The following is a 14,885-nucleotide window of genomic DNA, read 5'->3' as shown; positions in this document are numbered from 1 at the left end:
AGGCTAGCCCTAAAGCTATTTCGGAGAGAACCAGCTATCTCCAAGTTCGTTTGGAATTTCTCCGCTACCCACACCTCATCCCCGCACTTTTCAACGTACGTGGGTTCGGTCCTCCAGTGCGTTTTACCGCACCTTCAACCTGGACATGGGTAGATCACATGGTTTCGGGTCTACGACTACATACTCATTCGCCCTATTCAGACTCGCTTTCGCTGCGGCTCCGTCTCTTCGACTTAACCTCGCATGCAATCGTAACTCGCCGGTTCATTCTACAAAAGGCACGCCATCACTCATTAACGAGCTTTGACTTGTTGTAGGCACACGGTTTCAGGATCTATTTCACTCCCCTTCCGGGGTGCTTTTCACCTTTCCCTCACGGTACTGGTTCACTATCGGTCACTAGGGAGTATTTAGCCTTGCGGGATGGTCCCCGCGGATTCCGACGGAATTTCTCGTGTTCCGCCGTACTCAGGATCCTCCTAGGTGTTGTCAGCATTTCGTCTACGGGGCTTTCACCCTCTTTAGCGGAATTTTCCAAATCCTTCAACTATACTAACAGACTACCATATTGGAGTCCTACAACCCCAACAAGCAAGCTTGTTGGTTTGGGCTCTTCCCGTTTCGCTCGCCGCTACTCAGGGAATCGAATTTTCTTTCTCTTCCTGCAGGTACTAAGATGTTTCAGTTCTCTGCGTCTACCTCTAATCAGCTATGTATTCACTGAAAAGTAATATCCTATAAAAGATATTGGGTTCCCCCATTCGGAAATCTCTGGATCATAGCTTACTTACAGCTCCCCAAAGCATATCGGTGTTAGTCCCGTCCTTCATCGGCTCCTAGTGCCAAGGCATCCACCGTGCGCCCTTATTCACTTAACCTTATCAACCTTACGGTTGGGTCTTGATCACTTCTTCTAGCGATAGAAGGTTAATCAATAAATAAGCAATTGAACTTATTAAAAAACTCATTCAACGCGGTGTTCTCGGTTTGTTTTGATTCTTTTTACTTCAATATCCAGTTTTCAATGAACGAATCTGATAGCAAAAGCTATCAATGGAGCCTAGCGGGATCGAACCGCTGACCTCCTGCGTGCAAAGCAGGCGCTCTCCCAGCTGAGCTAAGGCCCCGAACTTATTTGATTGAGAGTAGACCTCTCAAAACTGAACAAAGTAAAGACGAAATGTGTATTTCCGTAATATTCCTTAGAAAGGAGGTGATCCAGCCGCACCTTCCGATACGGCTACCTTGTTACGACTTCACCCCAATCATCTATCCCACCTTAGGCGGCTGGCTCCAAAAAGGTTACCTCACCGACTTCGGGTGTTACAAACTCTCGTGGTGTGACGGGCGGTGTGTACAAGGCCCGGGAACGTATTCACCGCGGCGTGCTGATCCGCGATTACTAGCGATTCCGGCTTCATGCAGGCGAGTTGCAGCCTGCAATCCGAACTGAGAGAAGCTTTAAGAGATTTGCATGACCTCGCGGTCTAGCGACTCGTTGTACTTCCCATTGTAGCACGTGTGTAGCCCAGGTCATAAGGGGCATGATGATTTGACGTCATCCCCACCTTCCTCCGGTTTGTCACCGGCAGTCTCGCTAGAGTGCCCAACTAAATGATGGCAACTAACAATAAGGGTTGCGCTCGTTGCGGGACTTAACCCAACATCTCACGACACGAGCTGACGACAACCATGCACCACCTGTCACTTTGTCCCCGAAGGGAAAGCTCTATCTCTAGAGTGGTCAAAGGATGTCAAGACCTGGTAAGGTTCTTCGCGTTGCTTCGAATTAAACCACATGCTCCACCGCTTGTGCGGGCCCCCGTCAATTCCTTTGAGTTTCAACCTTGCGGTCGTACTCCCCAGGCGGAGTGCTTAATGCGTTTGCTGCAGCACTGAAGGGCGGAAACCCTCCAACACTTAGCACTCATCGTTTACGGCGTGGACTACCAGGGTATCTAATCCTGTTTGCTCCCCACGCTTTCGAGCCTCAGCGTCAGTTACAGACCAGAGAGCCGCCTTCGCCACTGGTGTTCCTCCATATATCTACGCATTTCACCGCTACACATGGAATTCCACTCTCCTCTTCTGCACTCAAGTCTCCCAGTTTCCAATGACCCTCCCCGGTTGAGCCGGGGGCTTTCACATCAGACTTAAGAAACCGCCTGCGCTCGCTTTACGCCCAATAAATCCGGACAACGCTTGCCACCTACGTATTACCGCGGCTGCTGGCACGTAGTTAGCCGTGGCTTTCTGGTTAGATACCGTCAGGGGACGTTCAGTTACTAACGTCCTTGTTCTTCTCTAACAACAGAGTTTTACGATCCGAAAACCTTCTTCACTCACGCGGCGTTGCTCGGTCAGACTTTCGTCCATTGCCGAAGATTCCCTACTGCTGCCTCCCGTAGGAGTCTGGGCCGTGTCTCAGTCCCAGTGTGGCCGATCACCCTCTCAGGTCGGCTATGCATCGTGGCCTTGGTGAGCCGTTACCTCACCAACTAGCTAATGCACCGCGGGTCCATCCATCAGCGACACCCGAAAGCGCCTTTCACTCTTATGCCATGCGGCATAAACTGTTATGCGGTATTAGCACCTGTTTCCAAGTGTTATCCCCCTCTGATGGGTAGGTTACCCACGTGTTACTCACCCGTCCGCCACTCCTCTTTCCAATTGAGTGCAAGCACTCGGGAGGAAAGAAGCGTTCGACTTGCATGTATTAGGCACGCCGCCAGCGTTCGTCCTGAGCCAGGATCAAACTCTCATAATAAAAGTTAGAACAATCTTACGATTGTTAAGCTCAATTTGTTTGCTAGCATATTGCTTGCTTGTTAAAAATGTTTGTTGTCTTGAATTGAATCAAGACGCCCTACACATTTGGTTCGTCTATTCTTTGTTCAGTTTTCAAAGGTCTACGTTACCTCGCAGCAACTTTTATATCATAACAAACTTTCGTTTGAATGTCAAGAACTTTTTTTAAAAAGTTTTTTAAGTTGTTTTGCTCGGTCGTTGCCGTCTGCTGTGACAACTTCTATATCTTATCATTATCTCAGTTGTTTGTCAACAACTTTTTAAAACTTTTTTGTTATTTTATAACAATTTTTTTGATCAAATGATTGATTTAAAAGCAATCTCTTTAACGACTTTGTTATTCTAACATGTTATTTATCTTTTCGTCAAGAAAAATTTTTAACTTTTTAAAACTTTTTTCTTAACGAACTGTTTGTCAGAACAGATATTAATATACCAAGGATTTTTCTAAAACGCAACTATTATTTTGCAGAAAAATAACATTTTTTTCAATTTCGAACGATGAATATTTTCTGCAAAGAAAACATTCGTTTCTTTATCTTATAATCCCTTTTCCCTTACTGAAATGTTCGTTAATCATTCGTAAAAAAAGCAACGTACTTTATTGTACGTTGCTCTCTTCTTTTATTCCAGCGATTGGAATAAAAATTCTAAAGATTGTTCCTTGATGCAATACGCTTTCTGCATCAATACGTCCTTTATAGTTTTCGACTAATTGTTTTGCAATCGATAGACCTAAGCCATTACCGCCTTTATTTCTTGCACGGGCTTTATCTACTCGATAGAATCGATCAAATATTTTCTCCAAGTCTTCTTCAGTGATTCCTTCACCAAAATCTTGCACAGCTATTTCAAATTCATTCATCGTTCGAGAAATGGAAATATGCACTTCTTTTCGATCTGTTGAATATTTAATCGCATTATCTAATAGAATAATTAGCAATTGTTCAAAGTGATTACGATAGATTTTCAGTTCAACTTCGGTTGGTAAATCGTCATCTAATGTGATATGAAACTCAGGATAAACCAATTGGAAGTTATTAAATACTTGGTAGACTACTTGTTTAGCATCTGTTCGTTCATTTGCATATTGGGTGTCCACTTGTTCAGCGCGTGAAAGGTCAAGCATTTCTTGGACCAAACTCTTCATACGACTAATTTCTTGTAAACTGGCCTTTAATGATTCATCTAAAATTTCAGGATCGTCTTTCCCCCAACGATTTAAAAGGTTTAAATGGCCTTCCATAATCGCAACGGGCGTTCTTAATTCATGGGAAACATCTTCTACAAACTGCTCTTGTTGTTCGATATAGCGTCTCATACGATCTAACATTTCATTAAAGATTTCCGAGATATCTGCTAACTCATCTCTCGTATTAATCTCCGGCATGTGGACATCTGATTGCGGGTCTTTGCGGATTGTATCCATCGTGTCTCTCAATACTTTTAATGGTTTTAAGAAATAAGAAGAGAGGATAAAGCCTAAGACACTACTTACAATCAGAGAAATCACTTCTAAAACTACAAGTGTTAATAATAAATGATTACGAATTTCATAAAAAGAAGAAAGTTCATAAAACGCTTGAATATAGCCAATCTTTTCTCGTGTTTCTTTTGAAAAAATAGGTTCCACGGAATAAAAACCGGTTTTATCAAAAACGGTTTGAACAACAGGTAATTGTCGATCCAATTGTAATAACTTATCATATTCATTTTGTGTTTTAAAAACTAGCTTTTGGTTTGTGTCATACACAGATAAATAAAGTTCTGGTTGTCCTAGTTCAGATATGAAACTGTCCATTTCCATAAACGAACCTTCTACTGCTGTATGCTTATTATAGTAGTTTTCATCTCTTTCACTCGGCGTTTTTAAATAGTCAAAAACGTCTGTTACCGTTAAATTTTCATTGGCATTAGCTAATCGATTTGTTACTTCTGCAATCGTTGCTTCGACATTTTCCTTTTCTTTGGCAACAATAAGACTGACAGAAGACTTATAGGTAATCACCGCAAAAATGGTAAAAACTACAAATATAAAGAAAGAACTTGCGAAAGCCCACTTTATAGTTAAAGATGGGCCTTCCAGTTCTTTTTTAATCGTTCTTTTCATTAATTAGTTCTCACGAACGCATAACGTAGCCAGTTCCACGGACAGTTTGGATGTAGCTTTCTTCTCCAGGTACGTCAATTTTATTTCGTAAGTAGCGGATATACACATCCACAACGTTTGTTTCTACTTCTGTTTCATAGCCCCAAACTTTATTTAGTAACACATCACGTGCCAAGACAACATTCACGTTTTCCATTAGCGTTAATAGTAATTCGTATTCGCGTTTTGTTAATTCAATCATTTCAGAATTACGACGAACGACACGATTTTCTTTTTCAATTGTTAAGTCACGATATGTAATCGTTGTTTGTTTTGCAACGTTTTTATCGCCCTCAATATCAATACGACGAAGTAACGCACGTAAACGAGCTAACAATTCTTCAATTGCAAATGGTTTAACAATATAATCATCCGCTCCATGGTCTAAGCCAGAAACACGGTCAATTACTGAATCACGTGCAGTCATCATAATAATTGGTGTATTTTTCACTTGGCGAACACGGCGACATACTTCTAATCCATTTAATTCTGGTAACATCAAATCAAGAAGGATAGCATCCCATTCGTTGTTAAGAGCGGCTTCCAATCCTGTACGACCATTGTAGTGTACTTCTGTCGTATACCCCTCATGTTTTAATTCAAGCTCAACGAATCTCGCTAAGTTCTTTTCATCTTCAATAATTAAAATGTTGCTCATTTGATTAATTGTCCTTTCTCTTTAAAAGCTATACTCAAGCTCAACCTTTTTATTCCTTACTACTTATTAGAGAATTACTACTCAATCTGTCTGGTTCTTTTTTAAGCCACAGTAAAACCATGAGCATGGTGAGCCACACTCATGGTCTCCAGCGTGTTTATTCTTCGTTGTACCAGCTGTAATGGTAGATTCCTTCTTTGTCTGTGCGTTCGTACGTATGAGCACCGAAGTAATCACGTTGTGCTTGAATTAAATTCGCTGGTAAGCGATCTGAACGATAAGAATCGTAATAAGCAATTGCAGATGAGAATGTTGGTACAGGAACACCTGCTTGAACAGCAATCGCAACAACTTCACGAACGGCTTGTTGATATTTTTTCGTAATTTCTACAAAGTATTCATCTAACAACAAGTTTTCAAGTGCTGGATTTTTTTCATATGCATCGGTAATTTTTTGTAAGAATTGTGCACGGATAATACAACCTGCTCGCCAGATTTTTGCAATTTCACCAAATGGTAAATCCCATCCGTATTCTTCAGAAGCTGCACGGAGTTGTGCAAAACCTTGCGCATAACTCATTAATTTACTAAAGTATAATGCTTCGCGAATTTTTTCAATCAATTCTTTTTTATCGCCTGCAAAGTTAAAGGCTGCAGGTTTTGATAAAATGCCACTTGCTTTTACGCGTTCTTCTTTGTAAGCCGAAATAAAACGTGCAAATACTGATTCTGTAATTAATGGTAATGGTACACCAAGATCTAACGCACTTTGGCTTGTCCATTTACCTGTTCCTTTGTTGCCTGCTGCATCAAGAATAACATCAACGATTGGTTGGTCGGTTCCTTCATCATCTTTACGTGTCAAAATGTCAGCCGTGATCTCGATAAGGTAACTGTCTAATTCGCCTTCGTTCCATTCTTTGAAAATCTCTGCCATTTCATCAACAGATAAACCTAAGATTTGTTTCATTAAATCGTAGGATTCAGCAATTAATTGCATGTCCCCATATTCAATCCCATTATGAACCATTTTTACATAATGTCCAGCACCATTTGGGCCAATGTAAGTCACACATGGTTCACCGTCTTCTGCTTTAGCTGAAATTTTTTCAAGAATTGGCGCAACTAACTCATACGCTTCTTTTTGTCCGCCAGGCATGATAGATGGTCCTTTCAAGGCTCCTTCTTCTCCGCCAGAAACGCCAGTACCAATAAAGTTAATTCCTGAGTTTGCTAGTTCTTCATTACGTCGCATTGTGTCTTTGAAGAACGTATTACCGCCATCAATTAAGATATCGCCTTTATCAAGGTGTGGTAACAATTCTTGGATTGTCGCATCTGTTGCAGGTCCAGCTTTAACCATCAACATAATTCGACGAGGTTTTTCAATTGCATTCACAAATTCCTCAATTGAGTATGTTGCTTGAAAGTTTTTGTCAGGATGTTCTTCAACCACTTCTGTTGTTTTTGATCCTGTACGGTTATACAGCGCAACTGTATAGCCTCTGCTTTCAATGTTTAAAGCAAGATTTTTTCCCATGACAGCCATGCCGACTACGCCAAATTGTTGTTTTGTCATTTTATGACCTCCTATATTATAATCAACGAAAATTCTATGAGCATTCTCTTATAATCCTCACTATTATAACGCACTATCTTTCATATGAAAACAATATAGTGCCAATAAATTTCCAATTTCTTCATATTTTCTTAAAAAAATACAAATCCCCTAGGCTCCATGGTTAGCCTAGGGGATTCAACATTTCAAAAAATGTTTTTATGCTTATGCTTCTTTAGACATTACGTCTTTTCCATCGTAGTGACCACATGCTGGACATACGTGATGGCTTTTTTTCATTTCACCACAGTTTGAGCATGCATTTAAGCCTTTGATTGTTAATTTGTAGTGTGTGCGACGTTTTGCTTTTTTCGCTTTAGAAGTTCTTCTAGCTGGTACTGCCATTGTTGTTCCACCTCCTTGTAAAGATGCGTGTATTTACATACACAATATATTCCAACCTAGCTGTTATCTTCCTCTTCAGCATTATCGCTGAGTAATTCTGATAGTTTAGCCAGACGAGGATCCACTGTTTGTTCTGCTGCTTTCTGCTTACTTTCCAAATATGCTTCTTCTGAAATCACTTCCCAGTCATTGCCACTTGGCATTTCTTGACTGTTTTGTTCTTCTTCTGTAAGCACTTGAATTGGAATGGACAATAGAATGTTGTCTTCGACAGATTCATCTAAATCAATTGTTGGCTTGTCCAATAAAATAATCTCTTCAGCTGCAAATCGTTCATCTCTTGTATCCATTTGTTCTTTTGTCATAAAGACTTCATCGACCGTGATTTGCATTGGCAAAGCCACAGGTTCTAAAGAACGGGATGAAGGAACGGTTACAGTTACCTGAATAGTGTAATGAAGTAAATATTCTGATTTATTGACTGCTAATAAGCCTTCTACTTTGATTGGACTAACATCCAACAAGGTATCATCTCGTTGAAGAAGCTCTTCTTTAAGATGCAATGTTTCTGAAAACACTAGCGGCTCTTCTTTGTATTTATTTAATTCTAACAAAGACCACTTCATAATTATCACTCCTAAGCAACAAAAGCTATTATACAGGGGTATGAAAGCTTTGTCAATGAAATTTTCTTGACAGCCCTTTCTTATTTCCTGTTTTTCTTTCGTTTTTTTTATAATTGTTTTTCTGTTGAAGATAACTTAGCGCTTATTCAATTAAATAACAAAATTTTTGTGTGAAATAACATAGATAATTTAAAACTAAGACATAATTTTACTATTTGCGCCCAACTCTTTATTTACTGAATACGTGTTTTCTGAACATTTCATACCACTGTCTTCCTTGTAAAAAAAGCTGAGACAAACTGACGAATCGGTTTGTCCCAGCTTTGCGTCCGAGTACATATTGCTTAAAATCAAATGATTGAATTAATTAGATTTAGATAGCTGTTGTTGCTCCGCGGTAAACAATACCACGACGAGGATCAACAGTAATCACTTCGTCATTATTAATTAATGATGTTGCATCTGCAGCACCTACGATAACTGGAATATTTTGCGCAATCGCTACAACAGCTGCATGAGAAGTTAAACCACCTTCTTCAACAACTAATGCTGATGCTTTTTCAATTGCAGGCATGTATTCTTTATCTGTTGTTTTTGTAACTAAAATAGCTCCTTCAGTCGCTTTAGCAACTGCTTCTTCAGCAGTTCCTGCTACAACGGCTTTTGCAATAATTGCTTCTTCGCCGACACCTTGACCTTGAACTAATTTAGAACCGATCATTTGAATTTTCATTAAGTTTGTTGTGCCTTTTTCGCCAACTGGAACACCAGCAGTGATAATGATTAAATCACCTTCTGAAGCATAACCTTCTTCTTGTGATACTTTTGAAGCTAAATTAAACATTTCATCTGTGCTTGATGGTTTGTCAGCAACTGTTGCGTAAACACCCCATGATAATGATAAGCTACGTGCTTTTTGTTCTGAGAACGTAATTGCAACGATATGTGCTTTTGGACGGTATTTAGAGATCATACGTGCTGTATGGCCTGATTCTGTTGCCGCAACGATTGTTTGGATACCCAAGTTACGTGCTGTATGGCCAACAGATTGTCCGATTGCTTCAGTCATATCTGTTTTGCTATATAATTTCAATGCGAATGAATCTTGGTTAACTAATGTTTCTTCTGTACGAACTGCAATACGAGCCATTGTTTGAACAGCTTCTAATGGGTAATCCCCTGCTGCAGTTTCGCCTGATAACATTACTGCATCTGTTCCATCGTAGATTGCGTTTGCTACGTCATTTGCTTCCGCACGTGTTGGACGTGGGTTACGTTGCATTGAATCTAACATTTGTGTTGCAGTGATAACTGGTTTACCTAAAGCATTACATTTTTTAATTAAAGCTTTTTGGACAACTGGAACATCTTCTGTTGGAATTTCAACACCCATGTCACCACGAGCAACCATTAAACCATCAGAAACTTTTAAGATTTCATCGATATTATCGATACCTTCTTGGTTTTCGATTTTAGGAATGATTTGGATGTGTGTTGCGTTTTCTTCTTCTAAAATTTTAGTGATTTCTAAAACGTCAGAAGCACGACGAACGAAGCTAGCTGCGATAAAGTCAATTCCTTGACCAATTCCGAAACGGATATCGTTAGCATCTTTTTCAGTGATCCCTGGTAAGTTTACAGAAACGCCTGGTACGTTAACGCCTTTTTTGTTTTTCAAGACGCCTTCGTTTTTAACAACTGTTACGATTTCGTTTGCATCACGGTCGATATCAGTTACTTCTAAATCGATTAAACCATCATCTAAAAGAATGTGTGAACCTACGTTTACATCATTGATTAATTCTGGATAAGTGATTGAGAATTTTTCATTTGTTCCTAAAACTTCTGTCATAGAAATACGTACTGAGTCACCAATTTTCATTGTGATTGCGCCATTTTCCATGTCATTTGTGCGGATTTCAGGACCTTTTGTATCTAGTAAGATCGCTACGCGTTTCCCTGTAATTTTTACAGCTTCACGAATGTTTTTAATACGAGCACCATGCTCTTCGTAGTCACCATGTGAAAAGTTCAAACGGCAAACATTCATACCTGCATTAATTAAGTTTACTAGCATATCAACGGATTCACTAGCTGGTCCAATCGTACATACGATTTTCGTTTTTTTCATTACTAAAACGCTCCTATTCCAAATTTGTTTATACAAAGCTAATAAGATTAGCTAATATACAAGATTAAAAAGAAATTTCATGATTTAACTCATAAAGAGATAAATCTGGTTTGTGTTTATTGTTTTCTAACGTGTCAATAATATCAGCTGCAACTACTTGGTTATCTAACATACCGATACATAAACCGCCTTTGCCTTCTTTTAGAAGTTCAACAGCATATGACCCAAATTTACTTGCTAATACACGGTCACGAGCACTTGGCGAGCCCCCACGAACCACGTGTCCTAAAATTGATACACGCGTATGGAAATCACCGTATTCAGAAAGTTTATCAGCAAATTCATTTCCGCCCATTACGCCTTCTGCTAAAATGATTAAGCAATGTTTTTTCCCGCGGTCGCGGCCTTCTTGAATACGTTTGGCAACGTTTTTCATATCAAAATCATGTTCAGGAATAATGATTTCATCTGCTCCGCCTGCCACGCCTGACCACAATGCGATATCACCAGCGTTACGTCCCATTACTTCGATAACGAATGTACGAACATGAGAAGTCGCTGTATCACGAATTCGGTCAATTGATTCCAAAACAGTGTTAATCGCTGTATCAAAACCGATTGTGAAATCTGTTCCAGGAATATCATTATCAATCGTTCCAGGAATTCCAACAGCGGGGAAACCACGTTTTGTCAAAGCCATTGCGCCATGATAAGAACCGTCTCCACCAATAACAACTAAGCCTTCAATACCGAATTTTTTCAATTGTTCGATTCCTTTTAATTGCCCTTCTTCAGTAGCAAATTCAGGATAACGAGCAGAGTACAAGAATGTTCCACCACGTTGAATCTTATCGCCAACGTCAGCAACATCTAAACGACGGATGTCGCCTGCGACTAAACCGGCAAATCCATAGTTAATACCGTAAACTTCGATTCCATCAAAAATACTTTTGCGTACGACTGCACGAATTGCAGCGTTCATTCCAGGGGCATCTCCCCCGCTGGTTAAAATACCAATGCGTTTCATTCGCTATTTCACCTCATATAATATACTTTCAACTGCCAAAAGAAACCTTTTCGCAAAAATTGATATACAAAAATATTACGTCATTCATTTTACCATTAAAGAACCAAAATGTCTTGAGTTAAGAAGAAAAAAATGAAAAAAGTTGAAAACAACTAGTATTTTTTACCGTAAATCATTTGAAAATGACGTTTTGCTCGCCTAAAACGTAAGCTAATTGTTGCTGACTAGCGCTTGTATGAGCGACCCAATTTTCTTCATTTAATACTATTTTCTTTCCTGTTTTTTCAAAATAGACAATCACTGGAATGTGTCCAGCATGACGACTGAGTACCTCTTTCATTTTCTGAAAAACGTCCGTTTGTTCGACATCTTTTGTAATTCTGATAAAACACGTTTCGTCACTAATTGATGTTTCTACTTGTTGCGCTTTTTCTATTCGTTGAACCAATATTTGCAATTCTTGATTGTACGTACTGCGTTCCACTTTTCCTTCCACATAATAAACTTGCCCTTTCTCGACACTCTGTCTTAACTGGCGAAAAACAGTTGGGAACAACGTTAGTGAAATACTTCCTGTTGTATCATCCCCATCAACAAAGGCCATTTGTTCTCCCTTTTTGGTCCGAATCGTCCGAATGTTTTTGACATAAATCAATAATTTCGTGGGCTGATTTTCAACAAGTTCATGAACAAGTTGCGTTTGCTTGGCTAAGCGTGTTTTTTTGAACTCTTCTGTCGGATGTCCTGATAAATAGACCCCTAAATATTGTTCTTCTTGTTCTAGTCGCTCTTCTAGCGGATAATCGGCAATTTCTTCTTCCTTGGGCTTCAACGTTTCTAACAAATCCATACTACCACCGCTGAGAAGAATACTTTGGATATTACTCTCTAAACCTACCGCTAATTGACGGCGATTAGGCGCAATTTCGTCAAATGCACCGATGGCAATCAATGGTTCGATATTTTCAACTTTCAACCACTTACGGTCAATTCGCAAAAGAAACTCATCGAACGTTTTGTACGGTCCATTTTCTCGGCGTTCATTTAAAATATTTTGAATGAAGTCTCGGCGGATTCCTTTTAAAGAACTAAAACCAAATAAAATTTGCTGTTGCTGATTTAGGTAAAAGCTGTAGTGACTTTGGTTAATTGACGGCTGCAAAATCGTCTGCTTGTTTTTTCTAGCTTCGCCAATATATTCTTTAATTTTTGTTGGATTATGACGAACAGAATGCAACAATGCGACATAAAAAGCACTCGGATAATGAACCTTCAAGTAAGCCATTTGAAAACCAATAAAGGAATAGGCAAATGCATGCGAGCGGTTAAAGCCATAATTAGCAAAGCGCTCAATATAATCGTACACTTGGTTAGCTGTTTCTTTGGGATAGCCTTGTTGTAACGCACCATTAACAAAATGATTCCGTTCTTCATCTAGCACATCTTTTTTCTTTTTACTAATGGCCCGACGTAAAATGTCAGCTTGCCCTAAAGAGAAGCCAGCCATTTTCGCAGCAACTTGCATAATCTGCTCTTGGTAAACAATAATTCCGTACGTATTTTCCAAAATGGGGGCGAGACTAGGCTCTGGATAACTAATTTGTTCCAAGCCTTTTTTCCGGCGGATGAAAACATCAATATTTTGCATCGGACCAGGACGATACAGGGCATTGACAGCAGCAATATCTTCAATGCTAGTTGGCCCTAATTTTCTTAATACATTCCGAATTCCAGCAGATTCAAACTGAAAAACACCACTTGTTTCCCCTTTTCTAAATAAAGCCAGCGTCGTTTCGTCATCTAATGGAATCTGATTCAAACGAATGGTTTGATTATAGACGCGTTTAACAGCTGTGAGGGTATCATCAATGATGGATAAATTTCTTAAGCCCAAGAAATCCATTTTCAGAAGACCAATTTTTTCAACATCATTCATAGTAAATTGGGTCAATAAAATTTCATTCGATCCTAGTTGTAACGGAACCAAATTCAAAAGATTTTCATCACTAATTACCACACCTGCTGCGTGCGTAGAAACATGGCGAGGCAATCCTTCTAGCTGAACAGCTGTTTTATAGAGCAATTGATTATTTGGTGAAAAATTGACCAATTCTTGCATCCGTTTCGACTCTTGGTACGCTTCTTCTAACGTAATTTTCAGCTTGTTGGGGACAGCTGCCGACCAACGATTCGCTTCACTCTGGGACAACCCGAAAACACGTGCAACGTCCCGTAAAACCATTTTCGCAGCCATCGTACCAAACGTGGCAATTTGCGCCATGTGATAATGACCATATTTTTGACTGACATAAGCTAAAACTTCCTCCCGCCGATTATCAGGAATATCTAAATCAATATCGGGCATCGTGTAGCGTTCTGGATTCAAAAAACGTTCAAAAAGCAAATCATATTTGATTGGATCTACATCTGTAATTGATAGCACATAGGACACTAAAGAGCCTGCAGCTGAACCTCGGCCAGCGCCTGTAACAATTTGATTGTTATGACAGAAGTCCATCACATCCCAAACGATTAAAAAGTAATCATCAAAGCCCATATTGTGAATGATGGTTAACTCTTTTTCTAATCGTTTTTGGTAAACTTCATTTAGATGAGGCACTCTTTCTGGTAATTTTTCTAAACACAATGTGCGTAAATAAGAACCAGCCGTTTGATTATCAGGCACAGGAAAATGCGGTAATAATTTTTGATGTAAAGGAATGTCAACTCGGCAATTTTCAGCTAGCTGAATCGTATTCTGGACCACTTCTGCACCAGCTATTTGAAGCATTTGTTCCATCGTCGTCTCTGCTTCACGCAAGTAATTCAGACCTTCTATTTCCGGTGTTTGGCTTGTAATATTCAATTGATTATTTTCTTTGATGCTCTCAAGAACAGTAACGGCAAAGCCTTCTTCCCTTGTTAAATGACGTACCTCTTGCAAAGCCACGCCAGGTAATTGTTCTCGTTGGTAAAAAGAAAAGAGCGCTGGATTGCGTTGTTGATTCATTGAAAAAGAATGTTCAACAAATAACGACTGGGGATCAAAATATGAAGCAAGTTGTTGGAAAGCGTGAACCGCTTGTTGTTCATCTTCAAAAAATGTTTGGGCGACTTCTCCTTTGGCTGACAAAGTCACGGCAAATAAATCACTTAATAAGGATTGATGTTCCGCTAAGTAAAAGGGACCCTCTGTCGTCATTTTACTGCTAGATAGTTGCATTAATTGCTGATACCCTTTTAAATTTTTAGCAAATAAAAGCAACTCGGAATGCCCTTCTTTTTCTGCTGGGGTATATTCTAATCTTAAACCGATAATTGGTTGAATTCCCGCTTCTTGGCATGCTTCATAAAATTCAACCGCCCCATGCAAGACATTGATATCGGTAATCGCTAATGTTTGATAACCTAACGCTTTCGCTTGTTTTACATAGGAACGAATCCTAACCGTACTAGATAAAAGCGAATAGGAAGTAACGGTATGTAATTGTGGAAATGACATTGGACAGCTCCTTTTTGAATC

General features: G+C 39.5%; 8 protein-coding genes, 1 tRNA gene and 2 rRNA genes (1 of these 11 running past the window's edge). All 11 read right to left on the bottom strand.

All coding sequences use genetic code 11. The features are described 5' to 3' along the window. A 23S ribosomal RNA gene (locus tag PYW42_RS04425) occupies positions 1–878 on the bottom strand; it reaches 2,035 nt to the left of the window's first position. 176 nt (positions 879–1,054) lie between these two features. Beyond that, positions 1,055–1,127 (bottom strand) — tRNA-Ala (locus tag PYW42_RS04420). A gap of 79 nt (positions 1,128–1,206) precedes the next feature. Then, positions 1,207–2,767 (bottom strand): 16S ribosomal RNA (locus PYW42_RS04415). The 16S and 23S rRNA genes sit together here with 1 tRNA gene alongside, the layout of an rRNA operon. 642 nt (positions 2,768–3,409) lie before the next feature. Further along, on the bottom strand, positions 3,410–4,918 hold the full coding sequence (locus tag PYW42_RS04410; RefSeq protein ID WP_002388912.1) for a HAMP domain-containing sensor histidine kinase: 1,509 nt from the start codon (positions 4,916–4,918) through the stop codon (positions 3,410–3,412). 10 nt (positions 4,919–4,928) lie between these two features. Next, positions 4,929–5,615, bottom strand: a complete 687-nt coding sequence (locus tag PYW42_RS04405; RefSeq protein WP_002355954.1) for a response regulator transcription factor — start codon at positions 5,613–5,615, stop codon at positions 4,929–4,931. 157 nt (positions 5,616–5,772) lie between these two features. After that, positions 5,773–7,194, bottom strand: coding sequence for an NADP-dependent phosphogluconate dehydrogenase (gndA, locus tag PYW42_RS04400; protein WP_002355953.1), 1,422 nt, complete (start codon positions 7,192–7,194; stop codon positions 5,773–5,775). 204 nt (positions 7,195–7,398) lie between these two features. Then, positions 7,399–7,578 (bottom strand): 50S ribosomal protein L32, encoded by a 180-nt coding sequence (rpmF, locus tag PYW42_RS04395; protein ID WP_002355952.1) that lies wholly within the window; start codon positions 7,576–7,578, stop codon positions 7,399–7,401. Between the two features lie 56 nt (positions 7,579–7,634). Then, complete coding sequence (locus tag PYW42_RS04390) at positions 7,635–8,204, bottom strand: YceD family protein (RefSeq protein WP_002363429.1); 570 nt, start codon at positions 8,202–8,204, stop codon at positions 7,635–7,637. A gap of 373 nt (positions 8,205–8,577) precedes the next feature. After that, entirely contained in the window at positions 8,578–10,335 is a 1,758-nt protein-coding gene (pyk, locus tag PYW42_RS04385) for a pyruvate kinase (protein ID WP_002355949.1), read from the bottom strand. Positions 10,336–10,399: 64 nt separating this feature from the next. Next, positions 10,400–11,362, bottom strand: coding sequence for a 6-phosphofructokinase (gene pfkA / locus PYW42_RS04380; protein WP_002355947.1), 963 nt, complete (start codon positions 11,360–11,362; stop codon positions 10,400–10,402). A 172-nt stretch (positions 11,363–11,534) separates the two neighbouring features. Beyond that, positions 11,535–14,864, bottom strand: coding sequence for a DNA polymerase III subunit alpha (gene dnaE, locus PYW42_RS04375; protein ID WP_002388947.1), 3,330 nt, complete (start codon positions 14,862–14,864; stop codon positions 11,535–11,537). Positions 14,865–14,885: the final 21 nt, after the last annotated feature.

Origin of the sequence: Enterococcus faecalis (assembly GCF_029024925.1) — a bacterium.
GTDB lineage: Bacteria > Bacillota > Bacilli > Lactobacillales > Enterococcaceae > Enterococcus > Enterococcus faecalis.
This window is presented reverse-complemented; position numbering and strand designations above follow the sequence as displayed.